The 25,737-nt window shown below is 67.2% G+C and carries 25 protein-coding genes; 21 read left to right on the top strand and 4 right to left on the bottom strand.

Features of this window, described 5'->3' with window-relative positions:
* The 16 genes from ftsW to nrdR all read left to right on the top strand — a co-directional run bounded on the left by ftsW (window position 1) and on the right by nrdR (window position 17,001).
* Window positions 1-1,257, top strand: a complete 1,257-nt coding sequence (gene ftsW / locus L0M17_RS11710) for a putative lipid II flippase FtsW (RefSeq protein ID WP_241054135.1) — start codon at window positions 1-3, stop codon at window positions 1,255-1,257.
* Between the two features lie 26 nt (window positions 1,258-1,283).
* Window positions 1,284-2,396, top strand: a complete 1,113-nt coding sequence (gene murG, locus L0M17_RS11705; RefSeq protein WP_241054134.1) for an undecaprenyldiphospho-muramoylpentapeptide beta-N-acetylglucosaminyltransferase — start codon at window positions 1,284-1,286, stop codon at window positions 2,394-2,396.
* Window positions 2,393-3,811, top strand: coding sequence for a UDP-N-acetylmuramate--L-alanine ligase (gene murC, locus L0M17_RS11700; RefSeq protein ID WP_241054133.1), 1,419 nt, complete (start codon window positions 2,393-2,395; stop codon window positions 3,809-3,811). The genes murG and murC overlap by 4 nt, the downstream gene beginning before the upstream one ends.
* Complete coding sequence (locus L0M17_RS11695) at window positions 3,801-4,916, top strand: cell division protein FtsQ/DivIB (RefSeq protein ID WP_241054131.1); 1,116 nt, start codon at window positions 3,801-3,803, stop codon at window positions 4,914-4,916. Before murC ends, L0M17_RS11695 begins: the two co-directional genes overlap by 11 nt.
* A 174-nt stretch (window positions 4,917-5,090) precedes the next feature.
* Window positions 5,091-6,299 (top strand): cell division protein FtsZ, encoded by a 1,209-nt coding sequence (gene ftsZ / locus L0M17_RS11690; RefSeq protein WP_241054130.1) that lies wholly within the window; start codon window positions 5,091-5,093, stop codon window positions 6,297-6,299.
* A complete protein-coding gene (locus tag L0M17_RS11685; RefSeq protein ID WP_241054129.1) occupies window positions 6,296-7,036 on the top strand; it encodes a purine nucleoside phosphorylase YfiH/LACC1 family protein in 741 nt (246 codons plus the stop codon). Before ftsZ ends, L0M17_RS11685 begins: the two co-directional genes overlap by 4 nt.
* A complete protein-coding gene (locus L0M17_RS11680) occupies window positions 7,029-7,766 on the top strand; it encodes a YggS family pyridoxal phosphate-dependent enzyme (RefSeq protein WP_241054128.1) in 738 nt (245 codons plus the stop codon). Before L0M17_RS11685 ends, L0M17_RS11680 begins: the two co-directional genes overlap by 8 nt.
* 74 nt (window positions 7,767-7,840) lie before the next feature.
* Complete coding sequence (locus L0M17_RS11675) at window positions 7,841-8,371, top strand: cell division protein SepF (protein ID WP_241054127.1); 531 nt, start codon at window positions 7,841-7,843, stop codon at window positions 8,369-8,371.
* Between the two features lie 5 nt (window positions 8,372-8,376).
* Window positions 8,377-8,664, top strand: a complete 288-nt coding sequence (locus tag L0M17_RS11670; RefSeq protein ID WP_241054126.1) for a YggT family protein — start codon at window positions 8,377-8,379, stop codon at window positions 8,662-8,664.
* A gap of 126 nt (window positions 8,665-8,790) precedes the next feature.
* Window positions 8,791-9,414: a DivIVA domain-containing protein gene (locus L0M17_RS11665; protein ID WP_241054125.1), complete on the top strand. Its 624-nt coding sequence runs from the start codon at window positions 8,791-8,793 to the stop codon at window positions 9,412-9,414.
* A 70-nt stretch (window positions 9,415-9,484) separates the two neighbouring features.
* Window positions 9,485-10,093 carry a signal peptidase II gene (gene lspA, locus L0M17_RS11660; protein WP_241054124.1) on the top strand — a complete coding sequence of 203 codons (609 nt, stop codon included), beginning with the start codon at window positions 9,485-9,487 and terminating at the stop codon, window positions 10,091-10,093.
* Window positions 10,086-11,012: an RluA family pseudouridine synthase gene (locus L0M17_RS11655; RefSeq protein ID WP_241054123.1), complete on the top strand. Its 927-nt coding sequence runs from the start codon at window positions 10,086-10,088 to the stop codon at window positions 11,010-11,012. Before lspA ends, L0M17_RS11655 begins: the two co-directional genes overlap by 8 nt.
* Window positions 11,013-11,042: 30 nt before the next feature.
* A complete protein-coding gene (gene dnaE / locus L0M17_RS11650) occupies window positions 11,043-14,579 on the top strand; it encodes a DNA polymerase III subunit alpha (protein WP_308196865.1) in 3,537 nt (1,178 codons plus the stop codon).
* Window positions 14,572-15,045, top strand: coding sequence for a hypothetical protein (locus L0M17_RS11645; protein ID WP_241054122.1), 474 nt, complete (start codon window positions 14,572-14,574; stop codon window positions 15,043-15,045). The genes dnaE and L0M17_RS11645 overlap by 8 nt, the downstream gene beginning before the upstream one ends.
* A 25-nt stretch (window positions 15,046-15,070) precedes the next feature.
* Complete coding sequence (gene hisD / locus L0M17_RS11640) at window positions 15,071-16,450, top strand: histidinol dehydrogenase (protein ID WP_241054121.1); 1,380 nt, start codon at window positions 15,071-15,073, stop codon at window positions 16,448-16,450.
* A gap of 68 nt (window positions 16,451-16,518) precedes the next feature.
* On the top strand, window positions 16,519-17,001 hold the full coding sequence (gene nrdR / locus L0M17_RS11635; protein ID WP_241054120.1) for a transcriptional regulator NrdR: 483 nt from the start codon (window positions 16,519-16,521) through the stop codon (window positions 16,999-17,001).
* Window positions 17,002-17,076: 75 nt separating this feature from the next.
* Here the strand turns inward: nrdR and ppgK are convergent, their stop codons facing one another.
* Window positions 17,077-17,874 carry a polyphosphate--glucose phosphotransferase gene (gene ppgK, locus L0M17_RS11630; protein ID WP_241054118.1) on the bottom strand — a complete coding sequence of 266 codons (798 nt, stop codon included), beginning with the start codon at window positions 17,872-17,874 and terminating at the stop codon, window positions 17,077-17,079.
* A gap of 91 nt (window positions 17,875-17,965) precedes the next feature.
* A complete protein-coding gene (gene map / locus L0M17_RS11625; protein ID WP_241054117.1) occupies window positions 17,966-18,844 on the bottom strand; it encodes a type I methionyl aminopeptidase in 879 nt (292 codons plus the stop codon).
* A gap of 39 nt (window positions 18,845-18,883) precedes the next feature.
* Between map and L0M17_RS11620 the strand changes: the two genes are divergently transcribed.
* Window positions 18,884-19,072 carry an SPOR domain-containing protein gene (locus L0M17_RS11620; protein ID WP_241054116.1) on the top strand — a complete coding sequence of 63 codons (189 nt, stop codon included), beginning with the start codon at window positions 18,884-18,886 and terminating at the stop codon, window positions 19,070-19,072.
* 64 nt (window positions 19,073-19,136) lie between these two features.
* On the opposite strand, the gene panB is transcribed toward L0M17_RS11620, so the two are convergent.
* On the bottom strand, window positions 19,137-20,027 hold the full coding sequence (gene panB, locus L0M17_RS11615; RefSeq protein ID WP_241054115.1) for a 3-methyl-2-oxobutanoate hydroxymethyltransferase: 891 nt from the start codon (window positions 20,025-20,027) through the stop codon (window positions 19,137-19,139).
* Window positions 20,028-20,102: 75 nt separating this feature from the next.
* On the opposite strand from panB, the gene L0M17_RS11610 reads away from it, so the two are divergent.
* The 4 genes from L0M17_RS11610 (at window position 20,103) to L0M17_RS11595 (ending at window position 25,190) form a co-directional block, all read left to right on the top strand.
* The gene (locus L0M17_RS11610; RefSeq protein WP_241054114.1) at window positions 20,103-21,443 is read left to right on the top strand and encodes a glutamine synthetase family protein; all 1,341 of its coding nucleotides are present in this window, start codon (window positions 20,103-20,105) and stop codon (window positions 21,441-21,443) included.
* 6 nt (window positions 21,444-21,449) lie between these two features.
* On the top strand, window positions 21,450-24,479 hold the full coding sequence (locus tag L0M17_RS11605; RefSeq protein WP_241054113.1) for a bifunctional [glutamine synthetase] adenylyltransferase/[glutamine synthetase]-adenylyl-L-tyrosine phosphorylase: 3,030 nt from the start codon (window positions 21,450-21,452) through the stop codon (window positions 24,477-24,479).
* A gap of 30 nt (window positions 24,480-24,509) precedes the next feature.
* Window positions 24,510-24,836 carry a cupin domain-containing protein gene (locus tag L0M17_RS11600; RefSeq protein WP_241054112.1) on the top strand — a complete coding sequence of 109 codons (327 nt, stop codon included), beginning with the start codon at window positions 24,510-24,512 and terminating at the stop codon, window positions 24,834-24,836.
* A 177-nt stretch (window positions 24,837-25,013) separates the two neighbouring features.
* A complete protein-coding gene (locus L0M17_RS11595; protein ID WP_156144116.1) occupies window positions 25,014-25,190 on the top strand; it encodes a hypothetical protein in 177 nt (58 codons plus the stop codon).
* Between the two features lie 273 nt (window positions 25,191-25,463).
* Here the strand turns inward: L0M17_RS11595 and L0M17_RS11590 are convergent, their stop codons facing one another.
* Entirely contained in the window at window positions 25,464-25,679 is a 216-nt protein-coding gene (locus L0M17_RS11590; protein WP_241054111.1) for a hypothetical protein, read from the bottom strand.
* Window positions 25,680-25,737 lie beyond the last annotated feature (58 nt).

Genomic DNA, 25,737 nt, shown 5'->3' with positions numbered 1-25,737 from the left:
ATGGCCACAGCGCAGCAGGAACGTCCGACGGGGACGGCCCAAACGCTGTGGCGGCGCCTTGAGGGACCGGGACAGCTCGGTGCGGGCGCGGGGTACTACCTCATTCTGGGCTCGACGCTCGCGCTCACGGCGATCGGGATCATGATGGTGCTTTCGGCGTCGAGCGTAGAGAGCATCTCGCTGGGCCAGAGCCCCTACAGCGCGGCGCTCAAGCAGGCCATCTTCGGCGCTCTCGGCGTGATCGGCATGTTCGTGATCTCCCGCATCAACGTGAGATGGCTCAAACGGTTTGCGTGGCCAGGGATGGCCGCCACCCTGGTGCTGCTCGGTCTCGTGCAGATCGTGGGCAGCCGCGTACTCGGCAACCGAAACTGGATCGATGTCGCTGGATTCAGCGTCCAGCCCTCCGAATTCGCGAAACTCCTCCTTGCCCTCTGGATGGCAACGGTCCTCAACAAGAAGTCGGAGCTTCTCGACCGGTGGGGCCACGCCCTAGTGCCCGTGGTTCCCATGGGACTCCTTGTGGCTGGTCTCGTGATCTGGGGTCACGACCTCGGAACGACGCTTGTGATCCTGCTCGTGGTCACGGCGGGCCTCTTCTTCGGGGGCATCCCGACGCGCATCTTCGTCGTGACCGGCGCTGTGATGAGCGTGGGCGCCATCGGCTTCGCCGTGACGAGCGCCAACCGAATGTGCCGCATCTATGAGTGGCTGGGGCAGTCGCCCGCGATGTGCACCCAAGGTGCCGACTTCGGCTACCAGGTTCAGAACGGGCTGCAGGGCCTCGCCTCGGGAGGCTGGCTGGGCGTCGGGCTCGGGCAGAGCCGCCAGAAGTACAACTGGATTCCCGAGGCTCAGAACGACTTCATCTTCTCCGTGCTCGGCGAGGAGCTCGGGCTCTTCGGCACTCTGCTTGTCCTGGCCCTCTTCGCCGTCCTCGCGATCGCGATCTTCCGGGTGGTGGTGCGCCAGAAGGAGCTCTTCCCTCGGGTCCTCGCCGGCACCATCATGGCCTGGATCCTCGGTCAGGCCGCCCTCAACATGGCGATGGTCACGGGCCTCCTGCCGGTCATCGGCGTACCGCTTCCCTTCATATCGTCGGGCGGCTCAGCGCTCGTGAGCTGTCTCTGCGCCATCGGCGTAGTCTTGTCTCTGGCCCGCGAGGAGATGAAGCCCGAGGGCAGCAAGCGCCCGAAGCGACTCTTCGGCCGCGCAGGGAAGTCGCAGACGGCGACGAAGCGGAAGGTCACCACGTAGCAATGCCCCCTGAGGACTCCACTGGAATGCCCGCGCACGCGTCGCCGTCCGGACCGTCCGTCGTCCTCGCCGGCGGAGGGACCGCTGGCCACATCAGCCCCCTCCTGGCCATCGCGCGAGCAGTCGTGCGACGGGATCCTGCGGCGAAGATCCTCGCGGTCGGGACGGAGTCTGGCATGGAGACGCGGCTCGTTCCGGCAGCAGGGTTCGAACTCGCGACGATCGATCGGGTTCCGCTCCCGCGCCGGCCGAGCATCGACCTCGTCCGCCTGCCTCAGCGGCTCGCGGGTGCGGTGCGTCAGGCGACGGACGTCCTCGAGCGTGCGAACGCGGACGTGCTTGTCGGGGTCGGCGGCTACGTCTGCACCCCCCTGTACCTTGCGGCGCGGCGGCACGGGACCCCCATCGTGATCCACGAGGCGAACACGCGCGCAGGGCTCGCGAACCGGGTCGGAGCACTCTTCACCGAGCAGGTCGGGAAGGCCTTCCCCGAGACGAAGCTCCGGCACGCTCGGCTCGTCGGGATGCCGATGCGGCGGGAGGTGTCCCGGTTGGACCGTGAAGCGGCGCGGGCGGAGGCACGGCGCGGACTGGGCCTCGATCCCGAGCGGCCTACACTCGTCGTCACAGGCGGCTCTTCGGGTGCCCTGAGCATCAACCGGACTTTGGCGGGGTCGTTGGGGACACTTTCAGAGGCCGGCATCCAGACACTCCACATCACCGGGCGCGGCAAGGCGGTCATGGATGACGACGGCGTGCCCCTCGCCGCGGAGGGCTACCACCAGGTCGAGTATGTGGACGGCATGGAGCTCGCCTACGCGGCTGCCGATCTGCTCGTGTGCCGTGCGGGCGCTGGGACCGTCTGTGAGGTCGCAGCCGTCGGAGTGCCGGCCGTGTTCGTTCCGCTTCCGATAGGCAACGGCGAGCAGGCGCTCAACGCGCGCGGGCTGGTCGACGCCGGAGGAGCTCTCCTGGTCCGGGATCAGGACTTCACGCCGGCTTGGCTCGAACGCGAAGTGCTGCCGCTCCTCGCTGACCCGGTAAGGCTCAAGGACATGTCGGAGCGAGCGAAAGCCCTCGGGGTCCGCGACGCGGACGATGCGATGGCAGAGATGGTGATGGAGGCGGCTCAGGCATGAACGGGCAGAATGTGGGCACGGCCCTAGCGGAACTCGGGCGCGTCCACTTCGTGGGCGTCGGCGGCGTGGGCATGTCAGCCGTCGCGCGGGTCATGGTGGCAAGGGGCTTACAGGTAAGCGGCTCGGATGCCAAGGACCTGCCGGTCATGCGCGATCTCGCCCGGCTCGGCGCACGCATCGCCGCCGGCTATGACGCAGGCAACGTTCGCGACGCCCAGACCGTCGTTGCAGGCTCCGCGATCCGGCCCGACAACCCCGAACTCGTCGAGGCGCGTGCCCGCGGACTCCGCGTCCTGCACCGTTCCGAGGCCCTCGCCGCCGCGATGGCGGGGAGTCGCGTCCTCGCCGTCGCCGGAACCCATGGCAAGACGACGACGACGTCCATGGCCACGTGGATGCTGCGCGGAGCTGGCCTCGATCCGAGCTTCGCGATCGGCGCCAACGTCCCGGCCCTCGGCGTCAACGCCGCCCACGGGTCCACCGACGTCTTCGTCGCGGAGGCCGACGAATCGGACGCCTCCTTCCTGAACTACCGGCCGCTCATCGAGGTCATCACGAACGTCGAGGCCGACCATCTCGACCACTATGGAACTGCAGAAGCGGTCCAGGCAGCCTTCGACGACTTTGCGGGGCTCCTGCCGTCCGAGGGCCTGCTCGTGGCCTGCGGTGATGACGCGGGCGCCCGTGGTGTCGCCGAAAGACGGCGAACCGCGCTCGGTGGCCGTCCACGCGTTCTCCTGTACGGGACCACGGCGGACGCTGACGTGCGGCTCCTCACGGGACCGGAAGGCGCTTTTCTTCAATGGGAGGGCGGCACGGTCCCGCTTCCCCTCTCGGTACCTGGAACGCACAACGCACTGAACGCGGCCGGGGCGTTCGCGGCCATTGTCGTCGGCCTGGGCGCGCAGCCCGAGGCCGCCGCGGAGTCGCTCGCCAGCTTCAGCGGCGCGGCGCGCCGATTCGAGTTCAAGGGCGAGGCCCGGGGCGTCAGGGTCTACGACGACTACGCCCACCACCCGACTGAAGTCCGAGCCGCGCTGGAGGCGGCGCGCGGGGTAGCGGGGGAGGGCCGCGTGCACGTCCTGTTCCAGCCGCACCTCTTCTCGCGCACGCGCGAGTTCGCCCCGCAATTCGCGGCGGCGCTCTCCGCCGCGGACACGGTACGTGTGCTTGACATCTATCCCGCCCGCGAAGATCCGATCCCGGGTGTTACGAGTCAGCTCGTGACCGACGCGCTGCCCGCAGGATCCTATGCGCCGTCGGCCGCCGAGGCGGTCGCCGAGCTCGCAGCGATCGCCGCGCCCGGGGACATCATGCTCACCATCGGGGCCGGTGACGTGACTGCCCTCGGGCCGGCCCTCGTGGAGGCGCTCGAAGGGTCGGGCGGGAGAAGGGAAGCCGGTCATGGCGCCTAGTCCACGCAAGCCGCGGGTGCCCCGCGTCGGGCCGTCGGGTCCGCCGCAGTCGAGGGAGGAGGACTACGAGGCCTCGTTCGACCAGGCGCCTTCCGACCAATTGCCTCCTGTCCGGGGTGGAGCGGGGGAATCCTCCGTGGGCCGCTCCTCCGGGGGCCGGGTCTCCGTGGGCCGCTCAGCGAAGGTCACGGTGCTCCATCCGGTTGACGACGGCGCCGACGAGCCGGACGAGGATCAGCCCCTGCGCTCGAACCCGGCCCGGGAACAGCCGACGAAGGCTCACCGAGCGCCGTCCAAGGGATCCCATTCGCTGAGTCCCGCGCGTCTCCTGGGCCGGAGGACGCCCGACGCCGGGTCAGCGGCCGGAGGTTCACGCGACGTTCTCGCGTTCCCCGTTCCCCGCGCCAAGCGCATCCGACGGCGCGTGGTCCTCGTCGCCGTCGCCCTCGTCGCCGTCGTCGCGGCCGTCATGGGGTTGGTCCTCTTCACGCCAGTCCTCGCGGTGCACACGATCACCGTCGAGGGGACGAAGATGCTGGCCCCGGCCCAGGTCCAGGAGGCCCTCGCGCCACTCAAGGGGAAGCCGCTGCCGCTCGTCGGGCCCTCGGATGTGAGTCGCCTCGTCGCCCCGATCGTGCAGGTCAAGTCGGTCCAGAGCCGCGCGGTTCCACCGAACACGCTCCTCGTAACAGTCGTCGAGCGAGTGCCGGTGGCGCTCGTGAAGCAGACTGATGGCTTTTCCGTCGTGGACGGTGACGGCGTCCAGATTGCGACCGCGAAAGATCAGTCCGCCTATCCCGTCCCCGTGATCGACCCTCAGGGTGCGCACATGTCCCACGACACATTCCTGGCGGTGACGAGCGTGCTCTCGGCGCTCCCGCAGGACGTCCTCGGCCAGCTGGCTACGGCTTCGGCGCAGTCCGTGGACTCGGTGCAGCTCAAGCTCTCCAACGGCCAGACTGTGGTCTGGGGAAACACCCAGGATCGCGATCTCAAGGCCAAGGTGCTCGAGGCGCTCATGAAGAGCGCACAGAATCCTCCGCAGGGGCAGGCGCCCGTGAACGTCTTCGACGTGAGCACGCCGTGGCACCCCGTGACCCGGTAGCGCCGAACCCAACAACCGCGACACGCTGTAACGGTCGTTGCGCCCACGAATCGTGGGAAATACCGTCTTCACCAAGAGCTAGTTGACATAACTATAACCTTCGAGTTGAGGGTTAAGGTTGTGGGATCCAGCCTCTTGCAGAACTAGCAGGCTTTCGAACAAGGGACACTCAACGTGGCAGCACCGCAGAACTACTTGGCCGTCATCAAGGTCGTCGGCATTGGCGGCGGTGGCGTGAACGCAGTCAACCGCATGATCGAAGTCGGTCTGCGAGGTGTGGAATTCATCGCCATCAACACGGACGCCCAAGCGCTGCTCATGAGCGACGCGGACGTCAAGCTCGACGTCGGGCGCGAGCTCACCCGTGGTCTCGGCGCAGGCGCCAACCCCGAGGTCGGCCGTCAGGCCGCCGAGGATCACGCGGACGAGATCGAGGAGGTCCTGCGCGGGGCCGACATGGTCTTCGTCACCGCCGGCGAGGGTGGCGGCACCGGTACTGGCGGTGCGCCCGTCGTCGCTCGGATCGCACGCTCGCTCGGCGCGCTCACCATCGGCGTCGTCACGCGTCCCTTCACGTTCGAGGGCCGCCGCCGGGCCACCTCGGCCGAGAACGGGATCGAGGCCCTCCGCGACGAGGTGGACACCCTCATCGTGATCCCCAACGACCGGCTGCTCTCGATCAGCGACCGCAACGTCTCGGTCCTCGACGCGTTCCGCTCGGCCGATCAGGTGCTGCTCTCCGGCGTTCAGGGCATTACCGACCTCATCACCACTCCCGGTCTCATCAACCTCGACTTCGCCGACGTCAAGTCCGTCATGCAGGGCGCCGGCTCGGCCCTCATGGGCATCGGCTCGGCGCGTGGGGAGGACCGGGCAGTCAAGGCCGCGGAGCTCGCCATTGCGTCTCCGCTCCTCGAAGCATCGATCGACGGTGCCCACGGGGTGCTGCTCTCGATTCAGGGCGGCAGCGACCTGGGCCTCTTCGAGATCAACGAGGCGGCCCGCCTGGTCCAGGAAGTCGCGCATCCGGAGGCGAACATCATCTTCGGTGCCGTGATCGACGACGCGCTCGGCGACGAGGCACGCGTCACCGTCATCGCCGCGGGCTTCGACGACGTCAAGGCGACGTCGCCGTCGCTCGAGGACACGAAGGCCAAGGCGACGCCGCCTGCTCCGGCTACTCCGCCGTCGTCGGCCGCCCAGCAGCAGGCTCCCACGCGGCCCGTCGCCCAGCCTGCGCAGGGCCACAACGGGCTCAGCCAGTGGAGCCAGTCGCACACGACGCCGGCCGATTCAGGGTTCGACGTGGAGCTGCCCGCGGTGGTCGAGCACGATCTCACCGGTTCGCGCGACGATCTCGACGTGCCCGACTTCCTCAAGTGACATCACGCGTGTCCGGGCCGGCCCCGGAGGGCGCCGTCGCCACGGGCACCTTCTGGTGGCGCCGGGACATCCGTCCCGGCGCCACCGCTGCCTTCACCCAAGTCGAGGCCGGGAATCTCGCCTTCCACGTCGGTTCGGACGACGACGGCGTCCGCCGTCATCGTTCGGCCTTGGCCGCTGCGGTCGGAGCCGAGCGTGTGCAGTACATGGAGCAGGTGCACGGCTCGACGGCTGTATGGGCCGAGGAGTGCGGGACTGCTCCGGTGGCCGATGCACTTCTGTCGCGAGGCCTCCCTGTCGCGGTGATGGTGGCTGATTGCGTGCCCGTACTTCTCGTCGGCCAGTTCGACGACGGGAGCGTCGCCGTGGGCGCCGTCCACGCAGGCCGCGTCGGGCTCGCGGGCGGTGTGGTCGTTGCCGCGGTCGAAGCCCTTCGGGGCCGCGGGGTCGTCGACCTCGAGGCCTGGATTGGGCCGAGCATCTGCGGCAGGTGCTATGAAGTTCCCGCCTCCCTCCGGGAAGAGGTCGCCTCCCTCGTCCCTGGGACGGCGTCGACCACCTCGTGGGGAACGCCAGCGCTCGATCTGCCCGCCGGTGTCATGGCCCAGCTAGCCGCGTTGGGTGTTCCCGGTCATCTGGAAGCCGCGGCCTGCACCTTCGAGGAGCCCCGCCTGTTCTCGCACCGGCGGGCGCCCGGCGAGGGGCGGTTCGCGGGGATCGTGTGGTCGCATGGCTGATTCGGTCTCGGTCGCGACGGCCGAACGTCGGGCAGAGCTCGCCGCGAGCCTGACGCGCGTACGGGAACGAATTGCGGCTGCATCGCGCGCCGCAGGCCGCGACGACGCACCTGAGCTCATCGTGGTCACAAAGTTTCATCCGGCGAGTGACGTCCGTGCCTTGGCCGAGCTCGGGGTTGCTGACGTAGGGGAGAACCGGGATCAGGAGGCTTCGGCGAAGGCTCGGGAACTCGCCGATCTCGACCTCTCGTGGCACTTCATCGGCCAACTGCAGACGAACAAGGCCAAGAGCGTGGTGCGGTACGCCGACGTGGTCCATTCGGTGGACCGCCCCGCCCTCGCCGCAGCGCTGTCCAAAGCAGCTGCCTCGGAGCCAGCGCGTGAAGGCCGCCCACCGCTCGCGTGCCTGATCCAAGTGAACCTCGACGAGAATGCAGAGCCCGGCCGCGGCGGCGCCCTGCCGTCCGAAGTCGGCGGGCTCGCAGACCTCGTCGCGGCATCTCCTGGGCTGCGGCTCGCGGGCATCATGGCCGTCGCCCCACTCGGCGAGGACCCGACACGTGCGTTCGCCCGGCTCGCGATTTGTGCGGCGGATCTGCGGAAGAACCATCCGCGTGCGACGATGGTGTCTGCAGGCATGAGCCAGGATCTGGAGCAGGCGATTGCGGCAGGTGCGACACACGTTCGGATCGGTACGGATGTGCTCGGTCCGCGGCCCCGCGTGTTGTAGCGTCGAAGAGTCGGGACCTTCAGGGCCGGGACCCGGTGCACGAGGACCGCGCGGCCCGAGTACAGGAGTCGAGCATGGCCGGAGTTATGCGGAAGACCATGGTTTACCTCGGTCTCGCGGACAGCGATGAGCAGTTCGAGGCTGAGCCCCAGAACGCCCGCACGGAACACGTACGTACGGAAGAGGACAAGCCGGTGCACACCGAGCGTGAAGAACGCCGTCAGGCGCTTGCCACCCGCGAGCCTGCTGCTGCCGAAGTAGAGGAGTACCGCGCCCCCGTGACGCCCATCAAGCGCGCCGCCGCCGTCCGCGAGGACTCAGGCCTCCGTCAGATCACGACCGTACATCCGCGTTCCTACAATGACGCCAAGGTGATCGGCGAGAGCTTCCGCGACGGTATCCCGGTCATCATGAACGTGACCGACATGGGCGAGGCCGATGCGAAGCGGCTCGTGGACTTCTCCGCAGGCCTTGTCTTCGGCCTTCACGGCAGCATCGAGCGTGTCACGAACAAGGTCTTCCTCCTCACTCCCGCGAGCATCGAGGTGCTCGGCGAGGACAAGAAGGTCAGTGACGGACAGGCTGCTTTCTTCAATCAGAGCTGATCTCCGTGAGCATTCTGTGGGCTGTCGTGTACCTGTTCCTCGAGCTGTTCTTTGTGGCGCTCCTGGGGCGATTGGTCTATGACTGGGTGCAGTCCTTCGCCCGCTCATGGCGGCCCAGAGGAGCCTCGCTGGTTGCGGCCAGCGCAATCTACTCGGTGACCGATCCGCCCATGCGACTGTCAAGGAGGGTTCTCCGGCCAGTCCGGATCGGCTCCATGAGTCTCGATCTTGGCTTCATCGTCTTGGCGATCGTCGTCAATATCGCTATGGCAATCGTCAGGAATCTCGCGTAGGTTCATAGCAGAGTCCCGGCGCCACACGGCGGCATGAGGCCGTGAAGTGGAGCGTGCGGGCGCAAGTCAGTTACGGTAGTCAAGGTGGCGCAAGCCCCTGACTGACTAGACCAAAGAGGTGAGCAGATGGCTCTGACGCCAGAAGATGTCGTCAACAAGCGTTTCCAGCCGACGAAGTTCCGCGAGGGATACGACCAGGACGAGGTTGATGACTTCCTTGACGAGATCGTCATTGAGCTTCGCCGTCTGAACCAGGAGAACGACGAGCTCCGCAAGAAGGTCGCCGAGCTCACTTCGAAGGGCGGCGCCGCCGTTCCTGCTGAGAAGCCTGCTGCACAGGAGACGAAGCCGGCTGAGGTCGCGAAGCCCGAGCCGGCCCCGGCTCAGGCTCCGGCCCCCGCACAGTCCAACGTGAGCCAGACGGCAGAGTCGGCCGCAGGCCTTCTCGCGATGGCCCAGCAGATGCACGACAAGCACGTGCAGGACGGCGTCGACCAGCGCGACAAGATCATCGCCGAGGCTCAGATCGAGGCGAGCAGCCTTGTCAACGAGGCGCAGGAGAAGTCCCGCAAGACGCTCGGGGCTCTCGAGCAGCAGCGTTCGGTGCTCGAGCGCAAGGTCGAGCAGCTCCGTGGGTTCGAGCGCGACTACCGTGCTCGCCTGAAGGCCTACATCGAGGGCCAGCTCCGCGATCTCGACGCACGCGGCTCTGTCGTGTCGAGCGAGATCCCGGACAACGCCGAGGTCTGAGACCCGAACTCGAGAGCCGGCGGCCGCTTGCAGTGCGGTCGCCGGCTTCGGCATGTCAACGGAAAGCAATATGGACAACTCCTCCTCGGTGACGCCTCCGCGGAACCAGCAGCCCGCTCCTGCGCGGCGTCGCGCCTCTCGCAAGGCCCTCATCGTCCTCGCTGTCCTTGCTGCTGTCGCCTACGTGCTCGACCAGACCACGAAGTACTGGGTCACGAGCACGATGGTGGAGGGGGAACGGATACCGGTGCTCCCGCCGCTCCTGCACTGGTACTACATCCGTAATTCCGGGGCTGCGTTCTCCATCGGAGAGAACGTCACGTGGGTCTTCAGCATCATCATGACCGTCGTCGCGATTGCGATCATCCTGTTCGCCCGGCGCGTCCGGTCGATCGGCTGGTCGGTCGCGTTGGGGCTCGTGCTCGGGGGCGCGCTGGGCAACCTGACCGACCGGCTCTTCCGCGAGCCCTCTTTCGGCATGGGGCACGTCGTCGACTTCATCCAGCTGCCGAACTTCGCCATCTTCAACCTTGCTGATTCAGCGGTAGTGACCGGTGTCGCGCTCATCTGCCTCCTGACGCTGCTCGGAATCGGGGCGGACGGAAGCCGCCACGGGAAGGGCGCCGGCCAGCGGTCAGCTCCTCCCACGGACGATGGCGGGGAGACGCCGCGTGCCTGAGCGGCACAGCGTGCCGGAAGAGCTCGCCGGCCTCCGGGCCGACGCCGGACTCTCGGCGCTGTTGGGGGTCTCCCGTTCGGCTGCCGCCCAATTGCTGGCCGGGGGCCACGTGAAGGCAGAGGGCCGACCGTTGGCGAAGTCGGGACGCCTCTCGGCCGGCGAAGTGATTGAGATTGACGCGCCCGAGCGGCGAGATCCTCTGGAAGTGGTGGTGGAGCACGTGGACGGCCTCGAGATCCTCCTTGACGACGAGGAGTTCGTGGTCGTCGACAAGCCGGTCGGCGTTGCTGCACACCCTTCCCCAGGGTGGGTCGGGCCCACCGTGGTGGGAGGGCTCGCGGCCGACGGCTTCCGCATCTCGACGTCGGGCGCGCCGGAGCGTGCTGGGATCGTCCATCGGCTGGACGTCGGGACCTCTGGTGCGATGGTCGTCGCGAAGACCGAGCCGGCCTACACCGCGCTCAAGCGCGCGTTCAAGGAACGGACGGTGGACAAGGTCTACCACGCCGTCGTACAGGGACTGCCGGATCCCCTCGAGGGCACGATCGACGCCCCGATAGGACGCCATCCGGGATACGACTGGCGGTTCGCCGTCGTCGAGGACGGGCGGGCGTCGGTGACCCACTATGAGGTGCTCGAAGCCTTCGGCCGGGCGAGCCTCGTCGAGGTCCACCTCGAGACCGGCCGGACCCATCAGATCCGCGTCCATTTCGCGGCCCTCCACCATCCCTGCGCGGGCGACCTCACCTACGGGGCCGACCCGAGGTTTGCGGCGGAGCTCGGGCTCACGCGCCAGTGGCTCCATGCGCACCGTCTGGGCTTCGCGCACCCGCGAACGGGGGAGTGGGTCCAGGTGACGAGCCCATACCCGGCTGACCTGCAGTTCGCAATCGACACGCTGCGCGGCGACCGCCACTAAGCTGTCGGACCTCGCGCCTAAACTGGACCAGTGAGTTCTACCGGGTCGTTCGTTCATCTCCACAACCACACCGAGTACTCGATGCTCGACGGCGCTGCACGCCTGGGTGACCTGTTCAGCCACGCGGACGAGCTCGGGATGAACGCCGTCGCGACGACCGACCACGGCTTCGTCTTCGGCGCCTTCGACTTCTGGAAGAAGGCAACGGACGCAGGCATCAAGCCCATCATCGGCGTCGAAGCCTACCTCACGCCCGGAACGGCCCGTCAGGACAAGACGCGTGTGCGGTGGGGAGACGGCGGCCGCGACGACGTCTCGGGTGCCGGTGCCTATACCCACATGACGATGTGGGCGGAGAACACCCAGGGCATGCACAACCTCTTCCGCATGTCCTCGCTCGCTTCCCTCGAAGGCTATCTCTACAAGCCCCGTATGGACCGCGAGCTCCTCCAGACCTATGGGAAGGGTCTCATCGCCACCACGGGCTGCCCCTCGGGCGAGGTCCAGACGAAGCTCCGCCTCGGCCTCTACAAGGAGGCCCGGGAGGCCGCAGCCGAGTTCCGCGAGATCTTCGGCCACGAGAACTTCTTCTGCGAGGTCATGGACCACGGCCTTGATATCGAGCGCGGGGTTCAGGCGGACCTCATCAAGCTCGCGAAGGACCTCGGTCTCCCACTCGTCGCGACCAACGACCTCCACTACACCCACGCCGAGGACGCCTCGAGCCACGCCGCGCTCCTGTGCGTCCAGTCTGGTTCCACCCTCGCGGATCCGAAGCGGTTCAAGTTCGACGCCGACGAGTTCTACCTCAAGTCGCCAGCCGAGATGCGGGCCATCTTCAGCGATCACCCCGAGGCCTGCGACAACACCCTGCTCATCGCCGAGCGATGCAACGTCGAGTTCAACACCAAGGCGAGCTACATGCCGCGCTACCCCTGTCCTGAAGGGGAGAACGAGGAGACGTGGTTCGTCAAGGAGGTCGAGCGCGGCCTCCACTACCGCTTCCCGGAGGGGATTCCGGACGCAGTCCGCAAGCAGGCGGAGTACGAGATCGGGATCATCACCCAGATGGGCTTCCCGGGCTACTTCCTCGTGGTCGCGGACTTCATCAACTGGGCGAAGGACCACGGGATCCGAGTCGGCCCCGGCCGCGGTTCAGGCGCCGGCTCCATGGCTGCCTACGCCATGCGCATCACGGACCTGAACCCTCTGGACCACGGCCTCATCTTCGAGCGCTTCCTCAACCCCGACCGCGTCTCGATGCCTGACTTTGACGTCGACTTCGATGATCGCCGCCGTCCTGAAGTCATCAAGTACGTGACCGAGAAGTACGGTGACGACCGCGTCGCCATGATCGTGACCTACGGGACCATCAAGGCCAAGCAGGCGCTCAAGGACTCCTCGCGCGTCCTCGGCTATCCCTTCTCCGTCGGCGAGCGGCTCACCAAGGCCATGCCGCCCGATGTCATGGGCAAGGGCATGCCGCTCGTGGACATCCACAATCCCGAGGCCAAGCGCTATGGCGAGGCCGAGGAGATGCGGGAGCTCCTGCGCTCCGACGCCGACGCGCAGCGCGTCTTCGAGACGGCGCTCGGCCTCGAAGGACTCAAGCGCCAGTGGGGCGTCCACGCGGCTGGCGTCATCATGTCGTCGCATCCGCTCATCGACATCGTCCCGATCATGCGGCGCGAGCAAGATGGTCAGGTCATCACGCAGTTCGACTATCCGACCTGTGAGGGCCTCGGCCTCATCAAGATGGACTTCCTCGGCCTGAGGAACCTCACGATCATCACGGACGCGCTCGACAACATCAAGCTCAATCGGAGCGAGGACCTTGACCTCGAACGCCTCCCGCTCGACGACGCGGCGTCGTATGAGCTCCTCGCGCGCGGCGATACGCTCGGCGTCTTCCAGCTTGATGGAGGACCTATGCGGTCCCTTCTCAAGCTCATGCGCCCCGACAACTTCGAGGACATCTCCGCCGTTCTCGCCCTCTACCGCCCTGGGCCCATGGGCGCGAACGCCCATACCAACTACGCCCTCCGCAAGAACGGGCTGCAGGAGATCACCCCGATCCATCCGGAGCTCGCGGAGCCCCTCGAAGACATCCTCGGCGGAACCTATGGCCTGATCGTGTACCAGGAGCAGGTCATGGCCATCGCTCAGAAGCTCGCCGGCTACTCGCTCGGCCAAGCCGACATCCTCCGCCGTGCGATGGGCAAGAAGAAGAAGTCCGAGCTGGACAAGCAGTTCGAGGGCTTCTCGTCTGGCATGCGCGAACGCGGCTATTCAGCGGAAGCGGTCAAAACCCTCTGGGACATTCTGCTGCCCTTCTCCGACTACGCCTTCAACAAGGCGCACTCGGCGGCCTACGGCGTCGTCTCTTACTGGACGGCCTACCTCAAGGCTCACTATCCGGCCGAATACATGGCGGCGCTCCTGACGTCAGTGGGCGATGACAAGGACAAGTGCGCCATGTACCTCAATGAGTGCCGGCGGATGGGCATCACGGTGCTGCCGCCGGACGTCAACGAGTCCGCGCTCAACTTCACCCCGGTCGGGAGCGACATCCGCTTCGGTATGGGGGCGATCCGCAACGTGGGAGCGAACGTCGTGCATTCGATGGTCGAGGCACGCGAGGAGAAGGGAGCGTTCACCGGCTTCGGTGACTTCCTCCAGAAGGTGCCGGCTGTCGTGTGCAACAAGCGCACCATCGAATCGCTCATCAAGGCCGGAGCGTTCGACTCCCTCGGCCACCCACGTCGTTCCCTCGCGATGATCCACGAAGAGGCAGTCGACGCCGTCATTGTGCTCAAGCGCAACGAGGCGGCCAACCAGTTCGATCTCTTCAGCGCGTTCGACGGCGGCGCCGACGGGGAGCTCTCCTCGGGACTCGCCGTGGAGATCCCTGAGCTTCCCGAGTGGGAGAAGAAGGACCGGCTCGCGTTCGAGCGGGACATGCTCGGGTTGTACGTCTCGGATCACCCGCTGCAAGGTCTCGAGGGGGTGCTCGAGGGTCACGCGGATCACGCGATCTCCCAGCTGATCTCAGACGAGGGACCGGCAGACGGCGCGATCGTCACCATTGCGGGCATGATCACCTCGCTCAGCCGCCGCATTGCGAAGGCGAGCGGCAACGCCTACGCCCGCGCCGAAATCGAGGACCTCGGAGCCTCCATGGAGGTCATGTTCTTCGGCCAGGTCTACGGGCCGATCTCGTCGATTCTCGCCGAGGACCTCATCGTCGTCGTCAAGGGCCGCCTGCAGCGTAGGGACGACGGCGCCGTCATGCTGAGCGCTATGGAACTCACCGTCCCTGACCTGAGCCAGGCCGACGGCGGTCCCGTCGTCATATCGATGCCGACCCACAAGGCTACTGAGCGGGTAGTCACGCGCCTCGGCGAAGTGCTCAAGACGCATCCCGGCCACAGCGAGGTGCAGCTGCGCCTCCACGGGACCCGCAGCATCGAGATCATGAGACTAGGAGTCCATCTGCGCGTCAATCCGAATCCGGCCCTCTTCGGGGACCTCAAGGTCCTCCTCGGCCCCGCGTGCCTCGATGCATGAGTCGGGCCTCTGGCCTGGCTGGCCAGTCGTCCTCCGATGGCTGCTCGCGCCTCTTGTAGCGGGAGTCCTGCTCGGCGTCGTCTGGTGGCTCGCTGCCCCGGGAGGGCGGCTGTACGGCGATGGCTCGAACTATCAGGAATGGCTCCCTCGCGACCTCGTGTTCACAGGCCTCGCGGCCGTGGCTGCGGTCGTCGTCGTGATCTTCCTGGTCCGTGCCCACGTACGTTTCGGCTTCGCTGCTCGATACCTCGCCGCGTTCGTCGGCTCGGGGATCGGCAGCCTGCTGATGTGGCTCACCGGCACCGGGCTCGGCCAGACAGCCGGTTCGTCCCGCACGGATCCCAGCGTTCCGGGCTCGGCCTTCGGGCTCTATACGCTCAGCGCACTCGCGCTGTGGCCGGCGATCGTCGCGATTGTCATCCTCGCGCTGGTGACCGTCCTCTGGAGCCCTCCCACACGCCGCTGACCGCTTCGGCACGTAGACTGAGCGGGTGACATCGCCAGAACCCGCCCTCGACTTCCGCACGATTGACCTCAGGGGCAGGAGCCTCGGCCTCGCCGAACTCCGGGCCCTCGTGCCACGGCTCGAGGCCGAGCAAGGCGCGGCGGTCGAGGACGCGGTGCGGGGCATCATCGCGGATGTCCGTTCAGGCGGCTTCGCGGCGCTGTCGATGTTCGCCGAGAAGTTCGACGGCGTGGCGCAGCGGCACCCGCGCGTGCCGGCCGAAGCAATCGACCACGCACTCGAATCCGTTGATCCATCGGTGCGAGCCGCGCTCGAGGAGTCGATCCGGCGTGCGCGTCTGTTCGCTGAAGCGCAACGGCCGGCGGACGTCACTGTCCGGCCGGGCGACGGAGCCACGGTCACGCAGCGCTGGGTCCCCGTGCGAAGGGTCGGGCTCTATGTGCCAGGCGGCCTGGCCGTCTACCCGTCCTCGGTCATCATGAACGTGATCCCGGCCCAAGCTGCAGGCGTCGGATCGATTGCCCTCGCCTCGCCCCCGCAGCGCGACAACGGCGGACTCCCGCATCCGACCATCCTCGCCGCGGCTGCCCTGCTCGGGATCGATGAGGTCTACGCGATTGGCGGGGCGCAGGCGGTCGTCACGTTCGCGTACGGCATTCCTGCCGCGGAGGACGGCGAGGGGCCGCTCCCGTTGATCGAGCCGGCGGACGTCGTGACAGGACCCGGAAACATCTTCGTCGCGACTGCGAAGCGCCTCGTCAAGGGGATTGTGGGCATCGATGCCGAGGCGGGCCCCACCGAGATCGCTATCCTCGCCGATTGCACTGCGCGTCCCGAGTTCGTCGCGGCCGATCTGATCAGCCAGGCCGAGCACGACACACGGGCTGGCTCGGTCCTCGTCACCGACTCACCCGAGCTCATCGAGGCGGTCCGCGCCCAGCTGCTCGAACAGGCCGAGGTCACGAAGCACCGTGAGCGCGTGCTGACTGCGCTGTCCGGGCGGCAGTCGGGCGCCGTGCTCGTGGACGACGTCGACGCGGGCGTCGCCGTATGCGACGCGTACGCTGCCGAGCACCTCGAGGTCATGACCGCGGACGCCGCTGGAGTCGCCACTCGGATTCGGAACGCGGGGGCGATCTTCGTGGGCGACTATAGCCCCGTGAGCCTCGGCGACTACACGGCTGGATCGAACCATGTGCTTCCCACGAGCGGAACCGCGGCGTTCTCGTCCGGACTGAACGTCGCGACGTTCCTCAAGGCCGTCCAGATCATCGACTACAGCGAGGCCGCGCTCGACGCCGTCGCCCGCCACATCCGAAGCCTCTCCGATGCTGAGGACCTGCCCGGGCACGGCGACGCTGTCGATCGTCGGTTCGAGGAACGCGCCTTCGACCCCCGCCCCTAGTAGGGGCCACCACTACATATAGTGGTCATCGCCTTGGCGGTGCTTGCCATGGACCCTAGAATTGAGGGATGTACTGCCCCTTCTGCCGCAACCCGGACTCGCGCGTCGTCGACAGCCGCATCCAAGACGACGGCTCAGCGATCCGCCGGCGGCGGCAGTGCCCTCAGTGCGGGAGGCGCTTCACGACAATCGAGACGACGAGCCTCACGGTCGTCAAGCGCTCGGGCGTCGGTGAGCCTTTCAGCCGTTCCAAGGTGATCAACGGCGTCCGGAAGGCGTGTCAAGGCAGGCCGGTCACGGAAGACGATCTCGCTATGCTCGCCCAAGAGGTCGAGGAGACGGTGCGGGGGAGCGGGGCAGCGGAGATTCAGGCCCACGAGGTGGGTCTCGCTATCCTGCGGCCGCTCCGCAAGCTGGACCACGTGGCGTATCTGCGGTTCGCAAGTGTGTATCAGTCGTTTGACTCGCTCGAAGACTTCGAGTCTGCGATCAAGCTCCTCCGCTCCGAGCAGGCCGAGGTGGCAGCGGACGATACGGTCAACGCGGACTGACCGCGAGCGAACGCCAGAAGTGCCAGGAGGGGTCCGGTCTACCGGGCCCCTCCTGGCGTCTTCCGAATCTGTCGGCTACTTCTTGAGCTTGTGGTGGATGGCCACCTGCAGCGCCGCGCCCACAATCCCTGCCTCGTTCTTCAGCTTGGCGGGGATGATCGGGGTCCGAAGCTTGAGCCGGGGAAGATATTCGTCGGCGCGCTTCGAGATGCCGCCGCCCACGATGAACAGTTCAGGCGAGAACAGGAACTCGACGTGCGAGAAGTAGCGCTGGAGGCGGACGCTGTAGTCCTCCCATCCGATGCCGTCACGCTCGCGCGCGACTGCTGAGGCCTTGGTCTCGGCATCGAAGCCGTCGACCTCGAGATGACCGAGTTCGACATTGGGGACGAGCTTGCCGTCGAAGACGAAGGCGGAGCCGATACCGGTTCCGAGCGTGATGACGAGGACCGTCCCGTCGACTCCCTCGCCACCGCCGTAGCGCACCTCTGCAAGGCCGGCAGCGTCGGCGTCGTTGATGACTTCGACTGGGCGTCCCAGCCGCTCGCTGAAGTACTTGTCGATCTCGAAGTCGATCCATGACTTGTCCACGTTGGCGGCCGAGTAGGCCACGCCATGCTGGATGATCCCGGGGAACGTGACGCCGATCGGGGTGTCCCGGTCAGGTGCGTCGTCGCGTTCGGAGAGCTCCTCGACAACGCGTGCGACCACCTCGGCCACGGGTTCGGGCGCCGCGGGCTGGGGCGTGTCGATACGAACGCGGTCGCCTACGAGCTTCCCCTTCTTGAGATCGACGATGCCGCCCTTGATCCCCGTGCCGCCGATGTCGACGCCGATGAGGTGGATGGACTTCTTCTTGCCGTCTTTGGACATGCGTTGGGCCTCTCGCAGGTGGGGGAGGGATTCGATGGGGCTGGTCGAGACGCGGGCCGGGCGGATCCGGCAGCGGGACCGGGTCTTGTGGCTAAGGGAGAGTGAGTACCTCGGCGCCGGTCTCGGTGACCACGAGGGTGTGCTCGAACTGGGCCGTCCGCCGCCGGTCGCGTGTGACGACGGTCCACCCGTCGTCCCACATCTCCCACTGGATGGTGCCCAAGGTGAGCATCGGCTCGATCGTGAAGACCATCCCCGGCTCCATCACTCGGCTGTAGGCCGGCGCGGCGTCGTAATGCGGGATGATCAGCCCTGAGTGGAAAGCCTCGCCCACTCCGTGGCCTGTGAAGTCGCGCACCACGCCGTAGCCGAACCTCTTGGCATACGACTCGATCGCGCGTCCGATCACATTGATCTCGCGTCCCGGGGCGACGGCTTTGATGGCCCTGCGGAGGGACTCCTCTGTCCGCTCCACCAGCAGCCTCGACTCGTCGTCCACGTCTCCGACGAGGAACGTGTAGTTCGTGTCTCCGTGGACACCGTTCTTGAAGGCAGTGATGTCGATGTTGATGATGTCGCCGTCGGCCAAGACCGTCGTGTCGGGGATGCCGTGGCAGATCACCTCGTTGAGCGAGGTGCAGAGCGACTTGGGGAAGCCGCGATAGCCCAGTGTCGACGGATACGCGTCGTGAGCAATGAGGAATTCGTGTCCGACTCGGTCGAGTTCGTCGGTGGTCACCCCCGGCCGGATCTGCCGCCCGACCTCGACGATGGCCTGCGCCGCGATCCTTCCCGCTTCCCGGATGCGCTCGAGCTGGTCCGGTGTGTACACATCATTGCCCTGGTAGCTCTCTGGACCATCTTTGCCGACGTACTCCGGCCGGGGGATGGAACCCGGGACGGCACGGAGGGAAGAGACGGTCCCGGGCACAAGAGTGCCCACGGGTGCCGTGGCTGACGGTGAAGGCATAGGCTGAGTGTACTCGTGAGGGAAGGGAGGGCGAGCGGCATGACGCAGTATTGGTACAACGTCCGCACGCATAAGGTCGAAGAGGACGCGTTGAGCGATTGGACCCAGCTCCTCGGGCCCTACGAGACGCGGGAAGAGGCTGAGCGCGCGCTCGAGAAGGTCAGGGAGCGCAACCGTTCCTGGGACCCGGACGACGCGAACGGCGATGGCTGGTCGGACAAGGACTGACCCGGGAAGACGGACTAACCGGCGGAGACAGACAGCACCGGCCGGACAGGGCCGGCGCTCCCGGCTAGAAGCTGTGCTCGGGGCCGGGGAAGGCGCCTGAGCGGACGTCGTCGCCGTAGCGGCGCGCAGCATCGAGCAGCGTTCCGCGCAGATCGGCGTACTGCTTCACGAACTTGGCAATCCTCGTGCCCTCCCCGCCCCGAAGTCCGGCCATGTCCTGCCACACAAGGACCTGGCCCGTCGTCGAGGCGCCTGCGCCGATTCCGATGGTGGGCACGCTCACGGCTGCGTCGACGGCAGCGGCGGTCTCCGCGGGCACCATCTCCATGAGGACGCAGAAGGCCCCGGCCGCCTCGAGGGCCTTGGCATCCTCGATGAGGCGCGCTGCGTCGTCGCCCCTTCCCTGGACGCGGTACCCGCCGAGGGCGTGTTCGCTCTGCGGCGTGAAGCCGATGTGGGCCATGACCGGGATGCCAGCCTGGACCATCGCGCGCACGGTGTCTGCGTAGTAGGCACCGCCTTCCATCTTGACCGCGTGGGCGAGGCCCTCCTTGAGGAAGCGGACGCCGGCCTCGACTGCTTGGGCCGGAGACATCTCGTAGCTGCCGAAGGGGAGATCTGCCACGACGAGGGCGTGCCGTGCCGAGCGGGCGACGGCGCGGCAGAGGGGGAGCAGCTCATCGACAGTCACCGGCAGGCTCGTCTCGTACCCGAAGACGTTGTTCGCCGCCGAATCGCCGATCAGGAGCACCTCGATGCCGGCCTCGTCGAAGATCTGCGCGGCGTACTGGTCGTACGCAGTCAGCATCGCGAAGTGCTCGCCGCGCTCCTTCGCCGCGGCCAAGTGGTGGATGCGCACGCGGGCTGCCGGACGGCCGGCCGAGAGGCCGCCGGAGACCCGCTGAGGCCCGGTTCCGTAAGGCGCAGAAGACTCGTCAGAAGTGGTGGGGACCATACGGACGAGAGTAGTCCAAGCTGAGTAGAGTGGGGGAAGCGCTCAGGCCCGTTAACGTAAGGGAGACCTCCCCCCATGAACCGTCAGCAGGAATTCGTGCTCCGGACCATCGAGGAGCGCGATGTCCGCTTCGTTCGCCTGTGGTTCACCGACGTCGTCGGCTCCCTCAAGTCGGTGGCTCTGGCCCCTGCGGAGGTCGAGGGAGCGTTCGACGAGGGGCTCGGGTTCGACGGTTCATCGATCGAGGGACTCGCGCGCGTCTCCGAATCCGACATGCTGCTCCAGCCGGATCCCTCGACCTTCCAGATCCTCCCATGGCGCGGTGAGACGGAGCCGACGTCGCGGATGTTCTGCGACATCCTGACGCCCGACGGCGAGCCGTCGCCGGCGGACCCGCGCAACGTCCTCAAGCGGACCCTCGCCAAGGCGGCCGAGATGGGGTTCACGTGCTACACCCATCCTGAAATCGAGTTCTACCTCCTGCAGTCCGACCGGCTCGGCCCTGACGGCGCGCCGGTTCCCATCGACCAGGGGGGCTACTTCGACCACGTCCCCGGCGGTGTTGCCCAGGACTTCCGCCGGACCGTGGTCAACATGCTCGAATCGGTCGGGATCTCCGTCGAGTTCAGCCACCACGAGGGTGGCCCGGGCCAGAACGAGATCGACCTCCGCTACGCCGACGCCCTGCAGACGGCGGACAACATCATGACGTTCCGCACTGTCGTCAAGGAGGTCGCCATCCAGCAGGGCGCCTACGCGACGTTCATGCCGAAGCCGTTCACGGCGTTTCCCGGGAGCGGCATGCACACTCACTTCTCGCTGTTCGAGGGGGACTCGAACGCGTTCCACGAGCCGGGCGCGGAGTTCCAGCTCTCGAAGACGGCGCGCCACTTCATCGCGGGGCTCCTGCGGCACGCGAACGAGTTCACCGCGGTGACCAACCAGTTTGTGAACTCGTACAAGCGCCTCTGGGGCGGTGGGGAGGCGCCCAGCTACCTGAGCTGGGGCCACAACAACCGCTCGGCCCTCGTTCGCGTCCCGCTCTACAAGCCGGGCAAGGGCCAGTCCGCGCGCGTCGAGTACCGGGGCATCGATTCGGCTACGAATCCCTATCTCTCCTATGCGGTCCTTCTCGGGGCGGGGCTCAAGGGGATCGAGGAGGAGTACGAGCTGCCGCCGGTGGCGGAGGACGACATCTCGTCCCTCACTTCCGCCGAACGCCGCGTCCTCGGCCATTCCCCGCTCCCCGCGAGCCTCTACGACGCAATCGGGGCAATGGAGGATTCCGAGCTCATGGCCGAGATCCTCGGGGAGCAAGTCTTCGAGTACTTCCTGCGCAACAAGCGGCAGGAGTGGAGCGAGTACCGGCTCGAGGTCACGCCCTACGAGCTGCACCGCAACCTCGGCATCCTCTAGCCAGCCATGGCCCCAAGCCTGACCCGCCGGCTCATCGCTCTCGGCTCGTCCGACCCAGACAGGGCCGAGCGATTTCTCGCCGCCCCCGAACTCGAGGGGATCGACGAGGAGTTGCTGCTCGAGGGCTTGGCAGCGGCGCCGGACCCGGACGGCGCGCTCGTCTCGCTCGTGCGGCTCCTCGAGAAGGAACCGCGTCTCCGGGAGACCGTCGAGGCCGGCTTGACGCGCTCAGAGCCGATGTTCAGGCTTCTCGGTGCGTCGGAGGCCCTGGGAGACTTCCTGATCCGGCACCCCGAACACCTCGACGTCTTCGACGTGGTGCCTTCGGCGGAGCCGCAGGGCGCCGACCCCATCGCGCTGAGGGCTTCGCTTCTCCAGTCTGTGGGCGCCGATCCGGCGGCGCATCGGCCCGTCGCGAGCAGGGTCGGCGCCGACGCGTGGGAGGCGCTCCGGATCCGCTATCGCCGTCACCTGTGTGAACTCGCAATCCGTGATCTTGGCGCCGCATCTCCGACGGACTTCCTGCCAGCCGCGGCCGCCGAGCTCGCAGATCTGGCGGCCGGAGCGCTCGAGGCGGGTCTCGCCGTCGCCCGCGCCGAGGCTGCGCCGACATTCGGCGCTGAGGCCGTCGACGCCGTCGCCCTCGCCGTCATCGGAATGGGAAAGTGCGGGGCGCGCGAGCTCAACTACATTTCAGACGTCGATGTCATCTATGTCGTCGATGGCGAGGACCCGGATGCCGATCCTTCGACGGTCATCAGCATCGGGACAAGCCTCGCCACCGGTCTGGCGCGCGCCGTGTCCGGGACTGCGCGGGAGCCTGGCCTGTGGCAGGTGGACGCGAACCTCCGCCCCGAGGGCAAGGACGGGCCGCTCGTGCGGACCCTCGAGTCGCATGTCGCGTACTACGAGCGCTGGGCCCAGAGCTGGGAGTTCCAAGCACTTCTGAAGGCCCGCTGCATCGCGGGAGATCCGGAGCTCGGTAGCCGTTACGAGCAGGCGGTGGCACCGTTCGTCTGGTCCTCGGCAGGCCGCGATGGCTTCGTCGACTCCGTGCAGGCGATGCGCCGGCGGGTCACGGAACATATTCCGCCCGCGGAGGCCGATCGCCAGATCAAGCTCGGGGCAGGCGGTCTGCGTGATGTCGAGTTCACCGTGCAGCTCCTCCAGCTCGTTCACGGGAGGGCGGACGAGTCGCTGCGCGTCCGGGACACGACGTCTGCGATTGCCGCCCTTGCGGCAGGAGGCTACATCGGGCGCAGCGCCGCAGCCGAGTTCGACGGCTCCTACCGGCGGCTCCGTCTTCTCGAGCACCGTATCCAACTCGCCCAACTGCGCCGAACGCATCTCATGCCCGTCAAGGAGGATGCCCTGCGCGCGCTCGCCCGGGCGGTGCAGGGCATCATGGACACGGGGAAGTCCTCGCCCGAAGCCCTGCTCGACTCCTGGCATCGGACCAAACGCAGCGTCCGGGAGCTGCACGAGCGGATCTTCTACCGGCCGCTGCTCAACACGGTCGCGAACCTGAGCCCCGAGGAGGCGAGGCTCTCACCCGAGGCCGCTCAGGGTCGCCTCGCTGCCCTCGGCTACAGTGATCCGCAGGGCGCAATGCGGCACATCGAGGCCCTCACCGCAGGGGTGAGCCGTCGCGCCTCGCTCCAGCGCCAGCTCCTGCCGGTCCTGCTCGACTGGCTCGCCCAAGGTGTCGACCCGGACGCTGGGCTGCTCGCCTTCCGTCGCGTCAGCGAGGCCCTCGGCACGACGCACTGGTACCTCGGCATGCTGAGGGATTCCGCAGCCGCGGCAGAGCGGCTGTGCCACGTTCTCGCCAACTCCCGGCTCATCGCGGACCTTCTCGAGGTCTCGCCGGAGTCCGTGGCGTGGTTGGGCCACGAAAAGGACCTCGCGCCCGTGCCCCTCGACGCGCAGTGGCAGGAGATCCAGTCGAAGATTTCCCGCCACGAGGATCCGACGGCGCGCATGCGGCTCGTGCGGCTCATCCGGCGTCGGGAGATCCTGCGGACTGCAATCGCCGACAGCGCCGGCCTGCTCGATCAGGACGAGGTGGGGAATGCCCTCGCGGACGCGGACCAGGCCGCCGTCCTCGGCGCTCTTCGCGTCGCCGAGGAACAGGCAGCGGCGAGGGGCCCCCTCCTCACACGCGTGCTCGTCGTCGCGATGGGCCGGCAGGGTGGCCGCGAGATCGGCTACGGCTCCGACGCGGACGTCATGTACGTGCACCGTCCTTTGCCCGGCGTGGACCCCGCTGAGGCCCAGCGGCAGGCGAAGGAGATCGTCACCGCCATGTCGGGGCTCCTGACCCAGCCACTTCGCCCGGCAGTCCTCGCGGAGCGCGTGCTGCAGCTCGACGCTGACCTGCGGCCCGAGGGCAAGTCCGGGCCGCTCGTGCGTTCCCTGGATTCGTTCGCGGAGTACTACCGCCGTTGGGCGCTCGTCTGGGAGTGGCAGGCCCTTCTGCGCGCGCGCCCCATGGCGGGCGACGACGGACTGGCGGCAGACTTCATGCGCCTCGCCGACAGCGTCCGCTACCCTGAGCACCTCTCGCAGGCCGACATCACGGAGATCCGCCGGATCAAGGCACGGGTGGAGGCGGAGCGTCTTCCCCGGGGAGCCGATCCGGCGCGGCACCTCAAACTGGGCCGCGGTGGGCTCAGCGACGTCGAATGGCTCGTCCAGTTCATCCAGCTTCAACACGCTGCGCAGCACCCCGAACTCCGGACGACATCGACGCTCGGTGGCCTGCATGCCGCGGCCGAGCTGGGTTTCCTCGACGAGCGGGAGACCGCCCTGCTCGCCGAGACCTGGAGGCTTTCGAGTCGAATCCGCAGTGCGAATGTGGTGTGGACCGGGCGGGCATCCGACATGCTTCCCTCGTCACGGAGGGATCTCGAAGCCGTTGCGAGATGGTGCGGGTATTCCCCCGGCCAGGCCAGCGCCCTCGAGCAGCAGTACCTTCAGCTCACGCGGCGCACACGCCACGTGTTCGAGGAGAAGTTCTATGCCGTCGGTCGATGAGGGGCGAGGGCGCGATCAAGGAGGGCAACCATGGCGGAGCTGATCAATGTTGCGGCGGCGGCCGAGCTGGAGCTGGACCGAGCGAGGATGAGCCCACACGGACGCAGCGCGAGGGCTCTTCTCCACGACGGAAGGCTCCGGCACACCCTCATCGCCCTGCTCGACGAGCAGGCCCTCGGCGACCACACGAAACCCGAGGCAGCCACGCTCCACGTCCTCTCCGGTTCTGTCCTCGTCCGTGCCGACGAGGGTGAGACAAGGGTCGAAGAGGGACAGCTCATCGCACTGCCGGGGCCCCGTCATGACGTCGTGGCCCTGGGCGACGCCGTGGTGATCCTTTCGACGATCGCAGGCTGACCGCCGCGGCGAGTACAAAGGCGAGTACAACAGGGCCTGCTGCCCACGTGATGCGCTCCCTCGGAGCCCGCAGATTCGAGTACTGGCTACGGATGCGGACCCCCTTCTCACTTGGGAGAGTTGACGTGGGGGTGCCAAAGGCCCGCAGAATCGGGCGTTCCAGCGAGAGGGAGAGCGATGAGCGAAGAAGCAGTTCCGTCAGTCGATCTCGGCCGACTTGAAGGCCTCGTCGAACGACTTGAGGAGGCGGCCGTTGCACTTGCCGCCAGCGAGGGAAAGCTCGTCCGGACGCTCGAAGCGATGAGGGAGCGTGACCGCGCAGCCGCGTTTGATGCATGGCGACGGGGGCAGTAGCAGGGCCTCTGTCTGCGCTACGCTTTCGGCATGCATAAGGGGGAGCTGGCTGCGCCGATCTACCTCGGCATTCTGGGCAAGCTGAACGCGCTCCGTTCGAGCGATTCGCAGCATCTCGTGGCAACGGCAGAGATGTGGCGTCCGGTGGTTGAAAGGCATCAACCTACCTCTGAGCTGACCGGGTCTCCATGCGCGGCTTGCGGGGAGCCATGGCCCTGCCCGATGCTCGTGGACGTCGTCCGGGCGCTCGGCTGAGGCAGGTGCCCGGAAGGTTCAGGGTTCGTCTGTCTCGCTGTTGAACTGCCATACGGCAAGACGGTCGTCGCGGCGCAGATCGGCCTCCTCCAGGATCAACTCGGCTGGGCCGAGCCGGAGTTGCTCGACCTCGTTCGCTGCGATCCGCAGGGCGTCATCGTCGTCTTCCGCCTCGAACCGCAGATGCAGGACCGAATCCTGGCCGGGCTCCTTCACGAAGAGTGCAAAATTCATCGTTCTTCCTTCGTCCGATACCTCACCAAGACTACCGACCGCCGGGTGAGCGAGCGCT

Source organism: Sinomonas terrae (assembly GCF_022539255.1).
In the GTDB taxonomy this organism is placed as follows: Bacteria; Actinomycetota; Actinomycetes; order Actinomycetales; family Micrococcaceae; genus Sinomonas; species Sinomonas terrae.
Note: the sequence above shows the minus strand (reverse complement) of the source record. Positions and strands in the feature narration are given on the sequence as shown.

Coding starts and splice junctions, on each gene's coding strand:
- ftsW (WP_241054135.1), top strand. CDS start 1: ATGGCCACAGCGCAGCAGGAACGTCCGACGGGGACGGCCCAAACGCTG.
- murG (WP_241054134.1), top strand. CDS start 1,284: ATGCCCGCGCACGCGTCGCCGTCCGGACCGTCCGTCGTCCTCGCCGGC.
- murC (WP_241054133.1), top strand. CDS start 2,393: ATGAACGGGCAGAATGTGGGCACGGCCCTAGCGGAACTCGGGCGCGTC.
- L0M17_RS11695 (WP_241054131.1), top strand. CDS start 3,801: ATGGCGCCTAGTCCACGCAAGCCGCGGGTGCCCCGCGTCGGGCCGTCG.
- L0M17_RS11680 (WP_241054128.1), top strand. CDS start 7,029: ATGGCTGATTCGGTCTCGGTCGCGACGGCCGAACGTCGGGCAGAGCTC.
- L0M17_RS11675 (WP_241054127.1), top strand. CDS start 7,841: ATGGCCGGAGTTATGCGGAAGACCATGGTTTACCTCGGTCTCGCGGAC.
- L0M17_RS11665 (WP_241054125.1), top strand. CDS start 8,791: ATGGCTCTGACGCCAGAAGATGTCGTCAACAAGCGTTTCCAGCCGACG.
- lspA (WP_241054124.1), top strand. CDS start 9,485: ATGGACAACTCCTCCTCGGTGACGCCTCCGCGGAACCAGCAGCCCGCT.
- L0M17_RS11645 (WP_241054122.1), top strand. CDS start 14,572: ATGCATGAGTCGGGCCTCTGGCCTGGCTGGCCAGTCGTCCTCCGATGG.
- nrdR (WP_241054120.1), top strand. CDS start 16,519: ATGTACTGCCCCTTCTGCCGCAACCCGGACTCGCGCGTCGTCGACAGC.
- ppgK (WP_241054118.1), bottom strand. CDS start 17,874: ATGTCCAAAGACGGCAAGAAGAAGTCCATCCACCTCATCGGCGTCGAC.
- map (WP_241054117.1), bottom strand. CDS start 18,844: ATGCCTTCACCGTCAGCCACGGCACCCGTGGGCACTCTTGTGCCCGGG.
- L0M17_RS11620 (WP_241054116.1), top strand. CDS start 18,884: ATGACGCAGTATTGGTACAACGTCCGCACGCATAAGGTCGAAGAGGAC.
- panB (WP_241054115.1), bottom strand. CDS start 20,027: ATGGTCCCCACCACTTCTGACGAGTCTTCTGCGCCTTACGGAACCGGG.
- L0M17_RS11610 (WP_241054114.1), top strand. CDS start 20,103: ATGAACCGTCAGCAGGAATTCGTGCTCCGGACCATCGAGGAGCGCGAT.
- L0M17_RS11605 (WP_241054113.1), top strand. CDS start 21,450: ATGGCCCCAAGCCTGACCCGCCGGCTCATCGCTCTCGGCTCGTCCGAC.
- L0M17_RS11600 (WP_241054112.1), top strand. CDS start 24,510: ATGGCGGAGCTGATCAATGTTGCGGCGGCGGCCGAGCTGGAGCTGGAC.
- L0M17_RS11595 (WP_156144116.1), top strand. CDS start 25,014: ATGAGCGAAGAAGCAGTTCCGTCAGTCGATCTCGGCCGACTTGAAGGC.
- L0M17_RS11590 (WP_241054111.1), bottom strand. CDS start 25,679: ATGAATTTTGCACTCTTCGTGAAGGAGCCCGGCCAGGATTCGGTCCTG.